The following is an 18,015-nucleotide window of genomic DNA, read 5'->3' as shown; positions in this document are numbered from 1 at the left end:
CCGCGCCGGCGTTGAAGCGCATGCGCAGGGCGTCCCACTCGTCGGCACCGAAGCGGCGGAAGGTCTGGGCCACCGTGGCGTTGACGGTCGGCGCCCGGAATGTGGCCTTGAGCTCGGCGAGGGCCGCGTCGCCGGCCTCGATGGTGGCCTTGAGCATCAGGCCGGGAAGGATCGCGAGCTTGTAGCCCATGGCTTCGGCTTCGCGCAGGTCGAACACCGGCGTTCGGCCGCCCGGCACCACGTTGAGCAGGCAAGGGCCTTTGACGCGCTTCGGCACCGCAGCGACTTCCTCTGGCGTCTGCGTGGCTTCGACGAAAGCCATGTCGGCACCGGCTTCCAGCGCGGCGTTCGCGCGGGCGATGGCTTCGTCGAGACCGAGCATGGCGCGCGCATCCGTGCGCGCGATGACCACGAAATCTTTCGAGCGCCGGGCTTCCACGGCGGCGCGGATCTTCGAGACGAACTCCGCCTGCGAAATCACCTCCTTGCCGTCGAGGTGGCCGCAGCGCTTGGGCGAGACCTGGTCCTCGATGTGGATGGCCGCGACGCCGCGCGCCTCGTACTCGCGCACGGTACGTGTCACGTTCAGTTCGTTGCCGTAGCCGGTGTCCGCGTCGGCGATCAGTGGAATGGCCACCGAGCGCGCCATGACCGCGGCGTTGTCGACCATCTCGCTCATCGTGAGCAGGCCGAAATCGGGAAAGCCGCGCGCCGCCGAGGTGCCTGCGCCCGTCATGTACACGGCGGCGAAGCCGGCCTGCTCGATCAGGCGCGCGCCGATGGCGTCGTAGGCGCCGGGGGCGATCACCATGCCGGGCGCGTCGAGCAGCCGGCGAAGCGTGGAAGAGGAAGTCATGGCGGCGTTGTCCCGTGCGAATCGGCGGAGTTTATGTGTTTATATTCTAAATACAACTCACCGAAAACCGCAAGCCGCGAGCCGACCGCCATCCGGGCGCCTTGCTATGCTCGGCGCCCAACCTCCTTCGCCATGGCACGTCCTCCCGCACCCGCTCCTTCGTTCGACCGCGTCCCTGGCACCTCGCTGCACCGGCAGCTGTTCGTGGTGCTGCGCGACGAGATCACGCGGGGCGTCTACGCCTCCGGCGCGCTGCCGAAGGAAGAGGCGCTGTGCGAGCGCTTCGGCGTCTCGCGCATCACGGTGCGGCGCGCGCTGTCCGACCTGGCTGCGCTCGGGTTGGTGGAGCGCCGCCACGGCCTGGGCACCTTCGTTCGCACCAACCTGCCGAAGGCGCGGGCGCAGCCCAGCCTGGGGCTGGTCGACGGGCTGCGCAAGACGGCGCTCGAAACCGATGTCGAGGTGCTCGAGGTGGCGCAGGCCGTGCCGCCGCACGAGGTGGCTGCCGCGCTGCACCTGGACGCCGGCGAAAAGGCGGTGCATGCGCTGCGCCTGCGCAGCATCGACGGCACGCCGGTGATGCTGACCGATGCCTGGGTGCCCGCGCGCCTGGGCAAACGGGTCTCGGCCGCCGCGCTGCGCAAGCAGGCGCTCTACGAGATCCTGCTCGCGCAAGGCGTGAAGTTCGGCCGGGTGGTGCAGGAGATCACGGCCGAGGTGGCCGAGCCGGCGCGCGCAAGGCTCTTGAACCTGGAGACCGGCGCGCCGCTGCTCAAGTTTGTTCGCCTGCTTCACGATCTCGATGCACAGCCGGTGCAGCACCTCACCGTGTCGCTGGCGGCCGAGCGCAGCCGCATCCTCATGGACATCCCGGGCGAGACGATCAATACGCTTTCCGCGGGTCAGGTGGTGCACGATGTGCACCCGGCCCCTGCGAGGCGACAGCCCTAGTGTCCTGTCCCGCTGATACGTGAGCAAAGTCGATGCAGCTTTTCGAGGATCGAGTCGGCGGTGGCGGTCCACTTGAAGGGGCGGCAGTCGGCGTTGTAGGCGGTGACGAAGCGGTCGATGCGTTGCACGAGTTGCTTGACGCTGGAGAATGAGCCGCGGCGGATGGTCTTGTCGGTGATGAGGGCGAAGAAGCGTTCGACCTGATTGAGCCAGGAACTGTAGGTCGGAATGAAGTGCATGTGCCAGCGCGGCCGAGTCGCCAGCCACGCCTTGATCTTCGGATGGCTATGAGTGGCGTAGTTGTCGACGATGCAGTGGATGTCCAACTCAGGCGGCACGGCCTTGTCGATCTCGCGCAGGAACGACAGGAACTCCTGATGCCGGTGGCGCGGCTTGCACGCCGCAAGCACCGCGCCGTTGAGCACGTTCAGCGCCGCAAACAGCGTGGTCGTGCCATGGCGCTTGTAGTCGTGGGTGAAGCCCTCGACATAGCCAAATCCCATAGGCATCATTGGCTGCGTGCGCTCCAGCGCTTGGCACTGACTCTTCTCGTCCACGCAGATGACCAGCGCGTTGTCCGGTGGGCTCAGGTATAGGCCGACCACATCGCGCAGCTTCTCGATGAAGAACGGGTCATTGGACAGCTTGAAGCTCTGGGTACGGTGCGGCTGCAGGCCAAAGAGTTGGAAGTAGCGCTGCACACTGGTTTTGGAGATGCCTGTCTCGGCGGCCACCGTTCGTACGCTCCAGTGCGTCGAGCCGTTGGCTGGCTTGGTGTGCAGAGTCGTCTTGATCAACTGCGCCACGCGCTCATCGTCGATCGTGCGCGGCTTGCCCGGACGCACATCGTCGTACAGCCCGGTGATGCGCCGCTCGATGAATCGCGCGCGCCACTTGCCCACCGTTTGCTTGGTCATCTTCAGCCGCGCGGCAATCGCGTTGTTTGGCTCGCCCGCTGCACTGGCCAGCACGAGGCCCGCACGATTGCACAGCGCGGCGGGCAGCGAGCGGCTGCGCGCGAACGACTGCAACTGCGCTCGCTCGTCGTCACTCAACACCAACTCTGCCTTCGGCCTGCCTGTTCTCATCGCGGTATCTCTGTTCCCAAGATACCGCATCGACATGCAGAATTAATGCCAGTTATTTGCGGGACAGCACACTAGCTCATAGCAAGCGTCCGCTCAAACTACGACGGTCGAGTCGTGGTGAACCACGTCTACTTCATTGCCTGGCCAAAGAAAACAGGGCTGGCCGCGGAAAGGGCGAAGGCGCCAGCTGTTGCCGCGTCTGCATCGTCGAACTGCAGGCACCTTCGAGGACGAACCCAAGGTCACCGACAACAATTTCCCCGGCCATCTACACGCTCGTACCGCAACCGGGAGCCCGCAGCGACGCGCAACTCATACGCGACACAGTCCTCCGCTGATCAATTTCGTGCCATCAAGATCTCGTCGCGGATCGCTTCGGCCGTCTTCAGTTAACGCGGCATGTGGGTCTCCTCACAATGGAGGGAGCCAGTATCCCGCGTCAGTCTTCGAGGTCGAACTGCATCTGCAACGCCCGGATGATCTGCGCGATGTCGGCCCGGTGCGTGCCGCGCGACACGCCGTATTGCGCACGCAGGTCTTCTTCGGTGGGCAGCTGGTCGCCGTCACGCAGCCTGCTGCTGGCCACCATGTCTTCGATCATGGTGGTGATCTGGTGATGCAGCGCGACGCCGGGTTGCCGAGCTTCAACGTACCCGCGAAAGAACCCGCAAAGCAAAGCGGCCCCGAAGGGCCACCCGCTCGTTTGCGCAGTGCTGCGCGATGCTTACTTCTTCTTTGCAGCGGCCTTCTTGGGGGCAGGCTTGGCCGCTGCGGCCTTGTCCGCCTTGCGCTTGGCCGCCTTCGGGTCCACCGCGGCCTTGAACGCAGCGCCGGGCACGAACTTCGGCACCTTCTGCGCCGCGATCTTGATCGCGGTGCCGGCCTGCGGATTGAAGCCGGTGCGGGCCGCACGCGCGACCTGCTTGAAGGTGCCGAAGCCGACGATCTGCACGGGATCGCCCTTTTTCACGGCGGCGACGATCGCGCTGGTGACGGTCTCGAGGATGCGCGCGGCTTCGGCCTTGCTGACGGTGTGGGTGGTGGCGATTTTTTCGACGAGTTCGATGCGGTTCACTGTTGATTTTTTCCTATGACGAGAGATCAGGCGAAGAGCCTCTGCACACCGCAGGCGGATGCCCACGGCGAGCGGCGGCAGTGTAGCCGCAGCGCCGAGACGGCCCGAGGCGTGCGGCGAACCAAACGACGCCCCGCGTCTCATTGCCCAAGAGAAGCGGTCACCCGACATGAAGGCACGAGCGGCACCACGCGCGTCGCATTACCGCCTTGCGATCTGTCGTTCGCGCAGCGTAGGACAGGTACGGGCAGTTGGCGTCGCCTTTGGCGGATAGCGACGGCCTTCACCGATGCGGAAAGTGCTTGTGCACTGCAACGGCATTCAAGGGAGCACGTATGACGGATCGTTTGATCGGCGGCAGACTGCAGGTGGGCGCGTAAGGGCTGGGGAAGCGATGATGACCTCCATCGGCGGCTGCGCCCACACGCGCTGCACCCACGTCTCAAACACTCGAGGCCGGAAGGCACGAACATGAAGTTGATCCGGACGATTCTGGAGATTGCGGCGATGCCGCTGTTCGCTGTCGCGCTGTTTGCGGTCGGGCTCATCGCGGCCGTGGCGCATCTTCTGGCCTTGCCCGGCCTTTATCTTTGGGAGAGACACCAGGAGAACAAACCCGTGTCGCCAAGACGCCCGAGCGCCGATCCGTGAGGAGAAGCAGATCGATCAGGATTGCGCGTCACCCGGTCATCGGGTGTTGCTCGGCCGAGCAAGCTGAATCCCAAAGCAGCGCGTCGAAGTCACCACGACGAGAAAAACAACATTGACTTCTGCAAACGAATTTGCCGTAGCGTGGACCGCGTAAGAGTTCACGACCATTTTCCGAAGCCCTCCCCCGTGAGGGCTTTTTTCATGGATCCACGACATGCACGCCGCTCAATCTCGTGCTGGCGTCGCACTTCGGTGACGTCTGTCGCTGCGGCGTGCGCATTCGCGCCAACTCTTGCCTGACGGCTGGCTCCCCGTCTGTCCTCACAAGCTTGTGATGCCGCACTCGGCGAGCGCGGCTCTACGTCGTGGCTGGCGTAAAGACGTTCCCTGTCGCTGTGGATGAAAGGCAAAGTCGTTCTCGGGAAATTGGCGCCCTCAGCGGACTGCACAAGCCGGGGTTGAGCCTTCGAGCAGCGGCGACGCGCAGGTTTGTCGCTTCAGGTCGGCTGCTTGCCGGCTTGCAATCGCCGGAATGCGCTGAAGTGCCGGATGGCCATCTGTTGCCGCCCGCTGTCGGCATACAGCAGGGCCGCATTCCGATGCGCGTCGAGCAGGTCCGGCTGCAGCCGCAGCGCCGCTTCGTAGCTCGCCAATGCGCCGTCCACGTCGGCGACACCCTCGAGCGCCACGGCGAGATTGAAATGCATCAGCGGATCGTCGGGACAGAACCGCAACCCTTTTTCGTAGAGCGACGCAGCCGCATCGAACTCGCCGGATTCGCAGAGCATGAAGCCGAGATTCAGGTACGCGTGGGCATACGTGGGGTCGTCCGCCAGGATGCTTCGGTAGAGCGCCTCGGCGATCCTGGGGTCCGTTTCTTCCAACGCTTCAGCCTCGGTAAAACGCGCATCGAGCACGGCGGCACCGACACTCGGCCCAGGTTTCGAGGGAAAGAAGCGCAGAGGGCTTTCGCCAGACCTGATCTGAAGATCCAGCACGAACTGCCCCGTCCGGGGTTCCCAGTGCGCATCTCCGAAGCGGACCGTCACACGATCCCCTTCGGACGTGATCCGCATGCCCTGCAGCGGCTGATCTTCGGGCAGCGACGCACGAAGCTGGCGCAGCGCCTTGAGAATCTGCCGCGTGGGAATACGTGCCGCTCGCAATTCATTTGCGGACCGAAGGAGCACGAGGTCCTGGAAGGAAAATTTCCAGACCTTGTCATCCGCCTTCACCGGCGCAACGAAGCCGAGCTCGATCAGCTTGAGCACCGTGTGGCGCGACAGGCCGAACGACTTCAGCACGTAGCGCAGCGACAGCGGGAATTCCTCGGGCGCCGTCACTTTTTCATTCTCGTGCGTGGCACAGGTGCGGCTGCCTTTGCAGCAGCCTTGGGCGCGCGCTTGGCCTTGGCGATCGGCTTGCGGATGGGCGTCACCACCTGGGTGCCTTTGGCCGGCATCGTCCGCGGCTTGTGCGCGCCCCCGCCCTTGCGGTCGAGACTCGCCATGAGCATCTGCGTCAGGTCGATCACCTGGCCGGAAGATTCGCCGTCCTCGGGATGTTCGGTCGCCACGATCTCCTGGCCCGCGATCTTCGCGTCGATGGCCGCCAGGATGCGTTTTTGCTCCTCGTCCTCGAACATCGTCGGGTCATAGCTGTCCTGCGAAATCTGATCGATCAGCTGCAGTGCCAGCTTCAGTTCCGCGGCCGAGGGTTCGAGCTTCTCGATGCCGAGGTCCTGGATGGAGCGCACCTCCTGCGCATACAGCAACTGCTGCAGGACGAGTCCGTCTTCCTGCGCGCGCACCTGAACCACGTACTGCTTGGACTTCCAGGCCCACTTCGCCAAGGCGCAGCGCCCGCTCGTCAGCATCGCCTTCTTCAGCAGGTTGTACGGTTTGCCGCCGCGTTTGTCCGGCGCGAGGAAATACGGCTTGTCGTAGTAGATCGGATCGACCGCGTCGGCGGGAATGAACGCGACGATGTCGATCAGGTGGCTCGCGCCATCCTCCAGCGCTTTCAGCTCGTCGGGCTGGAAGATGACGAAGCGGTCCGTATCGAACTCGTAGCCCTTGACCATTTCCGCGCGGGGAATGACCTTCTTCGGGTTGAGCGCAGAAACGTACTGCTGCTTCACGCGCGTCCCCTCCTTCGACAGGAGGTTGAAGTGAATGGCCGCCGAACTCTCGGTGGCGGTGTAGAGCCGCACGGGTATCGACACCAGGCCGAAGCCGAGCGACAGGGAGGCGATCGAGCGAGGGGTGGGCATGGCGGCTCCTTTGCGACGCAAATCAACATGCCATTTTTTTCGGCCGTGGGAAAGAGGCCAAAGGCGTCAATGCGGCGCATCTATCTGTATCAACCTGCCCAGGCTGACTTGCAGAACCCAGGTTCGCCCCGCCCTGCTTCATGCCGGGGCTTTCTGTCAGTCGATGCGGGCATCCCCGACGGGGTCGGCGTCTTCGTTCTCGCGCGACATTTCCTGTCGCCACCGCACGGCGCCCGCCTCGAAGGCTTCGTGCGCGGATGCAAAGGACTTGTCCGACGCGTCGAACTCCTTGACCTGGTCGGCATCGCCGCTGGCCGTCAGGAGCAGCCAGTGATAGCGACCATCGTGCAGCGGGTCTTCGATCACGGTCAGGGCGAGATGTGAAAGCTTCATGATTTCCTGTCCTCGTTCAGTCAGCGTTTTTCATAGCCGAGTCGCTTCATGGCCTGCGTCAGCGGCTGGCGCGTTTTCCAGTAGCCGGCCCATGGATCCTCTGTCTGGAAAGACAGGTGTTCGCGCGCCGTTCGAACGTTCCATTGCGAGCCGCTCTTGAGGCTGCCCAGGTCGTCCCATGAAACCGGGATCGAAACGCCCAGGCCGGGCCGCGCGCGCGCCGAGAACGCAGCCGCCGTCGTCGCACCGTGCCCGTTGCGCAGGTAGTCGACGAACAGCTTTCCCACGCGGTTGCTCGGGCCACTCTTGGCCACGAAGCGCGCCGGGATCGTCCTGGCCATGTGCTGCACGATCGCCTGGGAGAACCCCTTGACGGTGTCGTAGTCGTATCGCGGCGCCAGCGGGACGACCACATGCAGCCCCTTGCCCCCGCTCGTTTTCAGCCATGCCTTCAGGCCAAGGGCTTCGAGCATCGCGCGCACCAGCGTCGCCGCTTCCTGGATGTGGCCCCAGGCGGTCCCTTCGCCGGGGTCGAGGTCGAACACCATGCGGTCGGGCTTGTCGATCGCCTTGGCTGTCGAGTTCCACGTATGAAACTCGATCACGTTCATCTGGGCGGCGCCGGCGAGCGCCTTGGCGTTGCCGATCTCCAGCAGTGCGGCGTGGCCCGGCCACAGGCTCTCGGGCAGTTCGGTGATGCCCGGAATGCCGATCTTTTCGCCGTGCTTCTGGAAGAACAGCTGTCCGGTCACGCCTGTCGGGCCGCGCACCAAAGAGCAGGGACGACCCTTGAGATGCGGCAGGATGAATTCGGCCACAGAGTCGTAGTAGCGCACCAGATCCAGCTTGGTGATGCCCGTGGTGGCATCGATGACCCTGTCGCCGTGCGTCACCGTGATCGAAGCGCTCGACGAGCCGGCGGCCGTGCGGTTGGACGCCGCAGCGGCAGGCGCGCCGACGGCCTTGGGGCGCTCCCGCACGATGACCTTGGCGGGCTTGTCGTCGCGCAGGCCGATGAACGAGGCGTGGCGGATTTGCCCGTCGGGCGTCCATTCGGCAAAGCTGACCTCCGCCAGCAATTGCGGCTTCACCCAGCGCTCGCTGCCGGCCTTGCGCCTGGACCAGCGACCCGGCTTGGTGTCGCCTTTTTCGAAAGGCGAATTCGCGGCCGCCAGCGGCAGCAGCTTCTGCTTGATCTCACGGGCTTCCTCGCCGCTCCAGCCTGTGCCGACGCTGCCGACCGACGCCAGCTTGCCGCCGTCGTCGTGAACACCGAGCAGCAAGCTGCCGATCTGGCCGGCCTCGTCGGTGCGGTCGGTGTAGCCGCAGATCACGAACTCCTGGCGCAGCTTGCACTTGAGCTTCAGCCAGGTTTCGCTGCGACGGGAAACGTAAGGCGCGTCGGCGCGCTTGGCGATCACGCCTTCCATCTCCATCTGGCAGGCCGAGCGAAGCAGCGACGTCGGATCGGCTTCGAAATTGGCACTGAACCTGACGTGTTCGCTGGCCTTCTCCGCAAGGAAGTCGTGGAGCAGTTGCCGGCGATCGCGCAGCGGCACCTGTCTGAGATCCTGGCCTTCGAAGAAGGGGGCGTCGAACACGAAGAACACGATGTCCTGGGTGTCTCGCCCGCGATCGAAGGCGTTCTGCAAGGCGTTGAAGTCCGGCGCACCACGGGGTCCCAGCACCACGATTTCGCCGTCCAGGAACGACGAGCCGAGGCCCAGGGCGCCGAGTTCGGCCACCAGCGTCGGCATCCTGGCCGCCCAGTCGTGTCCGCCGCGCGTTATCAGCGCGACCTCGCCCTTGTCGAGCCGGGCCATGAGGCGGTAGCCATCGAACTTGATTTCGTAGAGCCACTCGCCGGCCGACGGAACGCCTGCGACCAGGGTCGCCAGCTGCGGCTTGATCTGCGCCGGCAGCGCCGTCGCGCGCGCGCGGGCGAGCGGCTTGGGCGCCTTGGAAGGCGGCGGGCGCGCCGACGCGGTGCCACGGGCGCGCACCTTCTTTATCGGCTTGGCGATCACGCTGTCGGGCAGCGCAGTCACGACGTCGTAGTCGGCATGCGCGCGCGCGTATTCGTCCTTCTTCTTGAACAGAATCCAGGGCTCCTGCCGTTCGCCGCCCTTGGCGATGTTGACCAACTCCCACAGGCCCTCGAGCTTCTGGCCGTGCAGCCGGAAGACCAGCTTGCCGGCGGCCAGGCCTTTGCGTGGATCGCCCACCGGCTCCCAGGTGCCGTTGTCCCAGACGATCACCGTCCCGGCGCCGTACTGCTTCGGCGGAATCGTCCCTTCGAAGGATGAGTAGGAGATCGGATGGTCCTCCACGTGGATGGCCATGCGCTTTTCCTTGGGGTCGAAACTGGGCCCCTTGGGCACCGCCCAGGAAACCATCACCCCATCGAGCTCGAGCCGGAAGTCGTAGTGCAGCCGCGACGCCGCATGCTTTTGCACGACGAACGACAGTGCGTGAGGACTCGGCCGGCCACCTTCGGCGGGCTCCGCCGTCACGGCGAAATTCCGCTTGGACTTGTACGTGGAAAGCGCGTCGCCCTTGGCCATCGTTTGTCGTTGCTCCAATTGCGGCGCCTTGCCGCCTGAACGGACGGCTTGGCCTGCTGTCCGCTACGCAGCCTTCCTGGCCGCCGTCTTCTTCGCAGCCGTCTTTCGCGCCTTGGTGGATTTCGCCGTGGTCTTGGCGCTGCGCTTCCTGGCCGCGGGGGCCTTGGTCTTGGTCGATCCGCCTCCCTTGAGGCTGCGCTGGAGCAACTCGGTCAGGTCGATCACGTTCGAGGCTTCTTCCGGCGCCTCCTCTTCCGGCTGGATCACGGTTTCGGTGTCGCCCGCCTTCACCTTCTTCTCGACGATTTTCATCACCGCATGCTTGAACTCGTCCTTGAAATCCTCGGGCTCCCACTTGCCGGACATGTCGTTCACGAGCTGTTCCGCCATCTTCATTTCCGCGGCCGATACGTTGGCACCCTTGACGCCGGCGGCGGGCAGGTCGAGACCTTCGAGCGTCTTGACTTCGTCACCCCAGCGCAGCAGGTTGAGCACCAGCGCCTTGCCCGACGGCACCAGCACCGCCAGATGCTGCTTGGTCGCGATGACCACCTTGGCCAGGCCGACCTTGCCGGACTTGATCAGCACCTCGCGCAGCAGCGCGTAGACCTTCTGCCCCTTGTTGATCGGCGCCACGTAGTACGGGCGCTCCAGATACACGAAGGGGATTTCGTTGGCATCGATGAAACGCTGGATCTCGATCGTCTGGGTGGTGCGCGGATACACGGCTTCGATCTCGTCGGGCGAGATCACGACGTACTTGCCGTCCTCGTATTCGACGCCCTTGACGATGTTGTCCTTGTCGATTTCCTTGCCCGTCTTCTTGTTGATGCGCTTGTAGCCCACCGGGTCCATGGTGCGCTTGTCCAGCCAGTCGAAGTCCACGCCCTGCTCGATGCTCGCCGTGTGCAAGCCGACGGGAATGTGGACCAGGCCGAAGGTGATCGCGCCTTTCCAGAGGGTTCTGCTGCCAGTGGCCATGGACTTTCCTTGGGGGAGTACTTGGGGTACGAAGATGTCCGGCAGCATTGCGCTGGCTGACCCACTGCGATGTGGGACGCGACCGGCGCTGCCCGGAGGACAGGCCCCACATGGGCTGGCGACTGGCGGCCGGCGAGGCGCTATGGCATCACGCCGAACCCGAATGCCGTGCGGGTGCGCCCGGCCGGCTTGGCAGGCGGGTCCTGCCTCGGCGCCGCGCGGGCAGCACGCTTGCCGGCGCGTTCCCTTTCCGGGGCGGTCTCAGGCTCGGGCTCGTGGTCATGGGCCGTGCTCGATCGGGGACCTTTGTCGAGGTTGTCGATCAGGGATTCGAGCGCGACCAGACCGTCGGCCATCGCCGCCTTGTAGGTGCTCGCGGCCCTGCGGGAGCGCTGGAAGGGTTTCCAGTTGCCGGTGTCCTCGGCATCCGCCTCGCTGAGCACCCATTCGAACGCACCGGCTTTGGGCTCTTCGATGTGTACGGAGATCTGTCGCAGATCACCTTGCGTCTTCGTCGCCATGTTCGGTTCTCCTCAGGGGGTGCGGATAAAAACTTGGACTGGTTTTATGCCGCAAGCCCAAGGCTCACCCGGTATTCGATAGTGCTGAGAGAGCCAAGAGAGATCTTGATCCGCTTCTCGTTGTACCAGCGGATGTACGAGTCGACCGCCTCGATGAATTGCTCAATGGTGGCGTTCTTCCAGTTTCGAGGATAGAACAGCTCGTTGTTCAGCCGACCGAAGAATCCTTCGCAAGCTGCGTTGTCAGGTGAGCATGCCCTCCTGGTAGTCCAAGTTTTCGTCCGCCCCCGCCTCGCTGTTTCCACCCAATACGCTGTTGCACCCTGTTGGGGCGTCCACAAGGCAAAGTCGAGGGCTTTTGCTAAGCTGGCTAACTTCGTTCCCGGCGGCCAAGTGCAGCGAAGCATAAAACGGGTACGCTGGCGGGCATGTAGCAAAACAGGTGCATCGAACAGGTAAAAAAGCCTTTTAAAATCAACAAGTTACCACATTTCATGAAAATTGCCACCTGGAACGTCAACTCCCTCACCGCCCGGCTGCAGCACGTGCTCGACTGGCTGATCGCCAACCCGGTCGACGTGCTCTGCCTGCAGGAACTCAAGATGACCGACGACAAGTTCCCGCTCGAGGTGCTCAAGTCGGCCGGCTACGAGGCCGCGGTGTTCGGCCAGAAGACCTACAACGGCGTTGCCATCCTGAGCCTCGCGCCGATGCGCGACGTGGTGAAGAACATCGGCGGCTTCACGGACGACCAGTCGCGCGTGATCGCCGCCACCGTCGAGACGCCCACGGGCCCACTGCGGGTGGTCAACGGCTACTTCGTGAACGGCCAGGCGCCGGGCAGCGACAAGTTCGAATACAAGCTGAAATGGCTGGACGCCTTGCGCGACTGGCTGCGCCAGGAGCTGGTGACCCACCCGAACCTCGTGCTGCTGGGCGACTTCAACATTACGCCCGAAGACCGTGACAGCTTCGATCCGGTGGGCCTGAAGGAAACCATCCATCACACGACCGAGGAGCGCGAGCATTTCAAGGCGCTGCTGGCACTCGGCTTGACGGACAGCTTCCGCATGTTCGAGCAGCCCGAGAAGAGCTATTCGTGGTGGGACTACCGCATGCTCGGCTACCAGAAGAACCGGGGCCTGCGCATCGATCACATCCTCGTGAGCGAGCCGCTGCTGCCGCGCGTGAAGGGCTGCATCATCGACCGCGTGCCGCGCAAATGGGAGAAGCCGAGCGATCACGCCCCCGTGGTGCTCGACCTGGCCCCAGGCGCCTGAGTCCCAAGCCCACCATGACCGAACACCTGCTTCTGCGAACCGGCCGCACCCTTGGGATCTTCGCCATCGCGCTGACGCTGTGCGCCTGCTCGATTCTCAAGCCCGCCGAGAAGACGGAAGACGGCAAGAGCGCCACGACGCCCACGGACGAAGCGGCACCGTCCGGCAAGAGCGACGTGCCGACGGTGCGCCTGATCACCGCGCAAACGCCCGCCGTGCGCACCTATCGCAAGACCGGCGCGCGCCACATCTACAAGGCGTACGCCAACCGGATCTACAAGGGAAAGATTCCGCCGCTGGTCTACGCCGTGGTGGTCGTCGAGACGGACATCGATGCGGATGGCAAGGTGACCAACGTGAGCTTCAGTCGCGTGCCGAGCCATGCGCCGGAGGTGCCGCCGATGATTGCCGAGCTCATCAAGGCGACGTCGCCGCTGCCTTCGCCGGGCAAGCTGGGCGGCCACACATATGTCGATACCTGGCTCTGGGACAAGAGCGGAAAGTTCCAGATCGACTCGCTGACGCTGGGCCAGCGAAGCCGATAAAACACCCAAGGCGCGGTGCCTCGGGCCCGCGCTTACTCGATGCCGAGTTCCTGGATCTTCCGGGTGATGGTGTTGCGCCCGATGCCCAGCTTCTGAGCGGCCTCGATGCGGCGGCCGCGGGTGCTGCCCAGGGCTGTGAGGATCAGGCGCGATTCGAAGCGGCGCGAAAGCACATCCCAGACGTCGGTGCGGCCGGCGGCCAGCAAGGCCTGGGCTTCGAGTTCCAAGCCGCTTTCCCAACTGCTCACACCAACAGGCGCTTCCACGGCCTCGGGGACGGCGGAGGCCGACACCGATTCGCGCTCGACGCCCGAGCCCGACAGGCCCGGCGGGCTCGGCAGGGGCACAGCCGACGGTTGTACAGCGGCGGCCACCGGTGCGGCGACCTCGGCCGCATGCGTGTCCAGGCCGACGGCCATCACCTCGGGCGGCAGGTCCTTGGTTTCGATCAGCTGCGCGGGCGCCATCACGGTCAGCCAATGGCAGATGTTTTCGAGCTGGCGCACGTTGCCCGGGAAACCGAAGGTGGCGAGCTTGGCGAGCGCCGCATCGGAGATGCGCTTGGGCTCGACGCCGAGCTGCCTTGCGCTTTGCTGCAGGAAGTGGCGCGTGAGCGCGGGCACGTCCTCGCCGCGTTCGCGCAGCGCCGGAAGGCGCAGGCGGATCACGTTGAGGCGGTGAAACAAGTCTTCGCGGAAGCCGCCGAGCTTGACGCGCTGCTCCAGGTCCTGATGGGTCGCCGCGATCACGCGCACGTTGGCCTTGACCGAGTTGTGGCCGCCCACGCGGTAGAAGTGACCGTCGCTCAGCACCCGCAGGAGGCGCGTCTGCAGGTCGAACGGCATGTCGCCGATTTCGTCGAGGAAGAGCGTGCCGCCCTCGGCCTGTTCGAAGCGGCCGCGCCGCATGGTTTGCGCGCCGGTGAAGGCGCCGCGCTCGTGGCCGAAGAGTTCGCTCTCGAGCAGGTCCTTCGGGATGGCCGCGGTGTTGATGGCCACGAAGGGCCCGTTGGCGCGCGGCGAGTGCTTGTGCAGCGCGCGCGCCACCAGTTCCTTGCCCGAACCCGATTCGCCGGTGATGAGCACCGTGACGTTGCTCTGCGAGAGGCGGCCGATGGCGCGGAACACGTCCTGCATCGCGGGCGCCTGGCCGAGCATTTCGGGCGCGGCGACCATGCGCTCTTCGGACACTTCCTCGCGCTGGCTTTCGTCGACAGCGCGGCGGATGAGTTCGACCGCGCGCGGCAGGTCGAAGGGCTTGGGCAGGTATTCGAAGGCGCCGCCCTGGAAGGCCGAGACGGCGCTGTCGAGGTCGGAGAACGCCGTCATGATGATGACCGGCAGGCCGGGGTGCTTGGCCTTGATCTTGTCGAGCAGATCGAGCCCGGAGCCGCCGGGCATGCGGATGTCGCTCACCAGGACCTGGGGGCCCTGCTGCTCGTCGTCGTCGGCCTGCTCCAGGGCTGCGAGCACCTCCCGGGTATTCGTGAAACTGCGGGTGGGCAAGTCTTCGCGCAGCAAGGCCTTCTCGAGCACGAAGCGGATCGATTGGTCGTCATCAACTATCCAGATCGGCTTCATGCATCTCCTTGTTGCCGTGCTGCGCTAGGGCAGCGGTATCAGTATCTTGAAATCGGTTCGGCCCGGGACGCTGTCGCACTCGATCACGCCGTGATGCTGTTGCACAAAGGTTTGTGCAAGGGTCAGCCCGAGGCCTGTTCCGCCCTCCCTGCCCGATACGAGCGGATAGAAGATGCGGTCCTTGATCGTGTCCGGCACACCCGGTCCATTGTCGATGACATGCAATTCCAATGCCAATCGATACCACTGCTTGTTGAATATCACTTGCCGGGCGATGCGGGTCTTGAAAGTGATCTGCGCATCGCCTGCCGCGCGGCGCTCGGCAAGCGCCTGTGCGGCGTTGTGCACGATGTTGAGGGTGGCCTGGATGAGCTGCTCGCGGTCGCCGCGGAACTCGGGGATCGACACGTCGAAATCGCGCTCGATGTGCAGGTCGCGCGGAAACTCCGCAAGGATCACCGAGCGCACGCGTTCGCAGACTTCGTGGATGTTGACGTCGCCCACCACGTGCGGCCGGCGGTGCGGCGCCAGCAGGCGGTCGACCAGCGTCTGGAGCCGGTCGGCCTCGTGGATGATGACCTGGGTGTATTCGATGAGGTCTCGCGACTCGACCTCCATCTGCAGCAGCTGCGCCGCGCCGCGAATGCCACCGAGCGGATTCTTGATCTCGTGCGCGAGGTTGCGGATGAGTTCCTTGTTCGCCTGCGCCTGGTCGATGAGCCGCTCTTCGCGGTCTTGCCGCACCTGGTGCTCGAGCGGCGACATCTCGATGATGAGTTCGCCCTTCTTGTCGCCGTGCGCGAGCGTGACCTGCACCGGCATCAGTTCGTGATTGACGCGCCGCAGAAAGGCTTCGTAGCGCAGCGTGGCGAAGTCGTTGCTGCTAGCGCCGTCGAGCGCGGTGCGCAGCACCTGCGGCTCATGAAAACAGGCGCCGAACTGCGAACCTTCGAGAGTTCGCCGCGAGGTGCCCAGTGCGTCTTCGAGGCCTGCATTGGCGAACAGCACGGAGCCGTCGCTGTTGACCACGGCGATCAGCGTGGACAGCAGGTCGAAGGTCTGAAAGCGCGTGTTGGCGCCAACCGCCTTCTTCCCGAATGCCATGCGATTACTGGGGTTTGTTGGTGGGCAACCGGCCGATTTCCCGGCGGATGCCTGCGATGTCGCTCTCGTTGCGCGCGAGTTCGGCCTTCATTTCGGCCACGCGATCGAGGTACTTCTGGTAGTTGCGGCCTTCGCTGCCCTGCTTTTCGGGCTCGCCGTTGTTGTATTCCTTCTGCAGCTCGGCTTGGCGGGCCTCGGCCTTCTTGAGCTCGGACTCGAGCACCGAACGGGCTTCGCCGTCCCGGGCGCGCTGGTCGACGCCCTCGACGCGCGGACTGCCGGCCGGCGCACGTGCAGCGGAAGCGCCCGACGAGCCGCTCGACGACGACTTCGTCGTGCCACCGCCACCCTGGACGACGGTGACGTTGCCGCCCTCCATGACCTTGCAGCCCTTCTGCTGGGCGATGGTGGCGTTGTTGGTGTATTCATTGCCGCAGCGCCACACGCGCTCTTGCGAGGACGCCGGCAGGGCGGCCAACAATGAACCGGCCAGGAAAATGAGAGAAGCAGTCTTCATGTGAATCGGTGGGTGGCGCGACAAAGGCGCATTTTCATGCAATTCCGCGCCACTGGTGACAAGATGTTCCGCGTCAAGGAAAAAGGACGGCCGAGGCCGTCCTTTTGTCTTACTTCCCCGCGAGGGGCTCGCTTTACAGCGAGTAGTACATGTCGAACTCGACCGGATGGGTCGCCATGCGGAAGCGGGTGACTTCCTGCATCTTCAGCTCGATGTACGCATCGATGTACGAATCGGTGAACACGCCACCCTTGGTCAGGAACGCACGGTCCTTGTCGAGGTATTCCAGGGCCTGGTCGAGGCTGTGGCACACGGTCGGGATCAGCGCGTCTTCTTCCGGCGGCAGGTGGTACAGGTCCTTGCTGGCGGCTTCGCCCGGATGGATCTTGTTTTCCACGCCGTCGAGACCGGCCATCAGCAGCGCGGCGAAACCGAGGTACGGGTTCATCAGCGGATCGGGGAAGCGCGCTTCGACGCGGCGGCCCTTCGGGTTGGCCACGAACGGGATGCGGATCGAGGCCGAGCGGTTCTTGGCCGAGTAGGCCAGCTTCACCGGGGCTTCGAAGCCGGGCACCAGGCGCTTGTAGCTGTTGGTGCCGGGATTCGTGATGGCGTTCAGGGCACGGGCGTGCTTGATGATGCCGCCGATGTAGTGCAGCGCGAAGTCGGACAGGCCTGCGTAGCCGTCGCCGGCGAACAGGTTCTTGCCGTCCTTCCAGACCGACTGGTGCACGTGCATGCCCGAACCGTTGTCGCCGACGATGGGCTTGGGCATGAAGGTGGCGGTCTTGCCGTAGGCGTGGGCCACGTTGTGGATCACGTACTTCTGCAGCTGGACCCAGTCGGCGCGCTGCACCAGCGTGCTGAACTTGGTACCGAGTTCCATCTGGCCGGCGTTGGCCACTTCATGGTGATGCACTTCGACCGGGATGCCGAGCGATTCGAGCACCAGGCACATTTCCGAGCGCATGTCCTGGAAGCTGTCGACCGGGGGGGAACCGGGAAGTAGCCACCCTTGACCGCGGGACGGTGGCCGGTGTTGCCGTGCTCGTATTCCTTGTCGGTGTTCCACGAAGCTTCTTCGGAATCGATCTTCACGAAGCAGCCCGACATGTCGTTCTTCCAGCGAACGCCGTCGAACACGAAGAATTCGGGTTCCGGACCGAAGAAGGCGGTGTCGCCCAGGCCCGAAGCCTTCATGTACGCCTCGGCGCGCTTGGCGAGCGAACGCGGATCGCGCTCGTAGGCCTTGCCGTCTGCCGGGTCGATCACGTCGCAGGTCAGGATCAGCGTCGTTTCTTCGAAGAAGGGATCGATGTTGGCGGTGTTGGGGTCGGGCATGAGCTGCATGTCCGAAGCTTCGATCCCCTTCCAGCCAGCGATGGACGAGCCGTCGAACGCGTGGCCCGAGGTGAATTTGTCTTCATCGAAAGCCGAGACCGGCACGGTGACGTGCTGCTCTTTGCCACGGGTGTCGGTGAAGCGGAAGTCGATGAACTTGACCTCGTTTTCCTTGACGAGCTTGAGTACATCGGCGACGGTCTTTGCCATCAGTTTCTCCTGAGTTGGATGGTGGTTAGGAATACGGGAACGAAGGATGCAGTTTCTGTGCCATTGTCGCCTCACGGAATGAGACT

The 18,015-nt window shown here is 64.4% G+C and carries 17 protein-coding genes and 2 pseudogenes; 4 read left to right on the top strand and 15 right to left on the bottom strand.

Annotation, left to right across the window (positions count from 1 at the left end; genetic code table 11):
- A partial coding sequence (locus QF040_RS34210; protein ID WP_429614583.1) for an isocitrate lyase/PEP mutase family protein occupies positions 1-856 on the bottom strand: 856 nt, incomplete at its 3' end.
- A 132-nt stretch (positions 857-988) separates the two neighbouring features.
- Between QF040_RS34210 and QF040_RS34205 the strand changes: the two genes are divergently transcribed.
- Positions 989-1,807, top strand: coding sequence for a GntR family transcriptional regulator (locus QF040_RS34205; protein ID WP_429614582.1), 819 nt, complete (start codon positions 989-991; stop codon positions 1,805-1,807).
- Here QF040_RS34205 and QF040_RS34200 read toward each other — a convergent pair.
- The 3 genes from QF040_RS34200 to QF040_RS34190 form a co-directional block, all read right to left on the bottom strand.
- Complete coding sequence (locus QF040_RS34200; protein WP_429614581.1) at positions 1,804-2,895, bottom strand: IS630 family transposase; 1,092 nt, start codon at positions 2,893-2,895, stop codon at positions 1,804-1,806. The genes QF040_RS34205 and QF040_RS34200 overlap by 4 nt on opposite strands.
- A 439-nt stretch (positions 2,896-3,334) precedes the next feature.
- Entirely contained in the window at positions 3,335-3,571 is a 237-nt protein-coding gene (locus tag QF040_RS34195) for a GntR family transcriptional regulator (RefSeq protein WP_429614580.1), read from the bottom strand.
- A 48-nt stretch (positions 3,572-3,619) separates the two neighbouring features.
- A complete protein-coding gene (locus QF040_RS34190) occupies positions 3,620-4,114 on the bottom strand; it encodes an HU family DNA-binding protein (protein ID WP_429614579.1) in 495 nt (164 codons plus the stop codon).
- Between the two features lie 327 nt (positions 4,115-4,441).
- On the opposite strand from QF040_RS34190, the gene QF040_RS34185 reads away from it, so the two are divergent.
- Positions 4,442-4,621, top strand: coding sequence for a hypothetical protein (locus tag QF040_RS34185; protein WP_429614578.1), 180 nt, complete (start codon positions 4,442-4,444; stop codon positions 4,619-4,621).
- A 497-nt stretch (positions 4,622-5,118) separates the two neighbouring features.
- On the opposite strand, the gene QF040_RS34180 is transcribed toward QF040_RS34185, so the two are convergent.
- From QF040_RS34180 to QF040_RS34150, 7 genes and pseudogenes are all read right to left on the bottom strand, one after another.
- A complete protein-coding gene (locus QF040_RS34180; RefSeq protein WP_429614577.1) occupies positions 5,119-5,964 on the bottom strand; it encodes a tetratricopeptide repeat protein in 846 nt (281 codons plus the stop codon).
- Positions 5,961-6,893, bottom strand: coding sequence for a Ku protein (locus tag QF040_RS34175; protein WP_429610480.1), 933 nt, complete (start codon positions 6,891-6,893; stop codon positions 5,961-5,963). The genes QF040_RS34180 and QF040_RS34175 overlap by 4 nt, the downstream gene beginning before the upstream one ends.
- Positions 6,894-7,049: 156 nt before the next feature.
- Positions 7,050-7,286 (bottom strand): hypothetical protein, encoded by a 237-nt coding sequence (locus QF040_RS34170; protein WP_013541218.1) that lies wholly within the window; start codon positions 7,284-7,286, stop codon positions 7,050-7,052.
- A gap of 20 nt (positions 7,287-7,306) precedes the next feature.
- Entirely contained in the window at positions 7,307-9,850 is a 2,544-nt protein-coding gene (gene ligD / locus QF040_RS34165) for a DNA ligase D (protein ID WP_429614735.1), read from the bottom strand.
- A gap of 63 nt (positions 9,851-9,913) precedes the next feature.
- The gene (locus QF040_RS34160; RefSeq protein ID WP_429614576.1) at positions 9,914-10,831 is read right to left on the bottom strand and encodes a Ku protein; all 918 of its coding nucleotides are present in this window, start codon (positions 10,829-10,831) and stop codon (positions 9,914-9,916) included.
- Between the two features lie 140 nt (positions 10,832-10,971).
- A complete protein-coding gene (locus tag QF040_RS34155; protein ID WP_429614575.1) occupies positions 10,972-11,352 on the bottom strand; it encodes a hypothetical protein in 381 nt (126 codons plus the stop codon).
- 44 nt (positions 11,353-11,396) lie between these two features.
- Positions 11,397-11,615 (bottom strand): annotated as a pseudogene (locus tag QF040_RS34150) (IS3 family transposase); the annotation flags it as partial.
- A gap of 231 nt (positions 11,616-11,846) precedes the next feature.
- Between QF040_RS34150 and xth the strand changes: the two are divergent.
- Together xth and QF040_RS34140 are read left to right on the top strand one after the other, a co-directional pair.
- Positions 11,847-12,632, top strand: a complete 786-nt coding sequence (xth, locus tag QF040_RS34145; RefSeq protein WP_429614574.1) for an exodeoxyribonuclease III — start codon at positions 11,847-11,849, stop codon at positions 12,630-12,632.
- Between the two features lie 14 nt (positions 12,633-12,646).
- Positions 12,647-13,177, top strand: coding sequence for a hypothetical protein (locus tag QF040_RS34140; RefSeq protein WP_429614573.1), 531 nt, complete (start codon positions 12,647-12,649; stop codon positions 13,175-13,177).
- A 32-nt stretch (positions 13,178-13,209) separates the two neighbouring features.
- Here the strand turns inward: QF040_RS34140 and ntrC are convergent, their stop codons facing one another.
- The 4 genes and pseudogenes from ntrC to glnA form a co-directional block, all read right to left on the bottom strand.
- On the bottom strand, positions 13,210-14,757 hold the full coding sequence (ntrC, locus tag QF040_RS34135; RefSeq protein ID WP_307684880.1) for a nitrogen regulation protein NR(I): 1,548 nt from the start codon (positions 14,755-14,757) through the stop codon (positions 13,210-13,212).
- Between the two features lie 24 nt (positions 14,758-14,781).
- Positions 14,782-15,861: a nitrogen regulation protein NR(II) gene (gene glnL, locus QF040_RS34130; protein WP_306877766.1), complete on the bottom strand. Its 1,080-nt coding sequence runs from the start codon at positions 15,859-15,861 to the stop codon at positions 14,782-14,784.
- Between the two features lie 4 nt (positions 15,862-15,865).
- Complete coding sequence (locus QF040_RS34125; RefSeq protein ID WP_307509242.1) at positions 15,866-16,378, bottom strand: hypothetical protein; 513 nt, start codon at positions 16,376-16,378, stop codon at positions 15,866-15,868.
- A gap of 133 nt (positions 16,379-16,511) precedes the next feature.
- Positions 16,512-17,929, bottom strand: a pseudogene (glnA, locus tag QF040_RS34120) (type I glutamate--ammonia ligase).
- Between the last annotated feature and the right edge of the window lie 86 nt (positions 17,930-18,015).

It is taken from the genome of Variovorax sp. W2I14 (assembly GCF_050435205.1).
Taxonomy (GTDB): Bacteria; Pseudomonadota; Gammaproteobacteria; order Burkholderiales; family Burkholderiaceae_C; genus Variovorax; species Variovorax paradoxus_C.
Note: the sequence above shows the minus strand (reverse complement) of the source record. Positions and strands in the feature narration are given on the sequence as shown.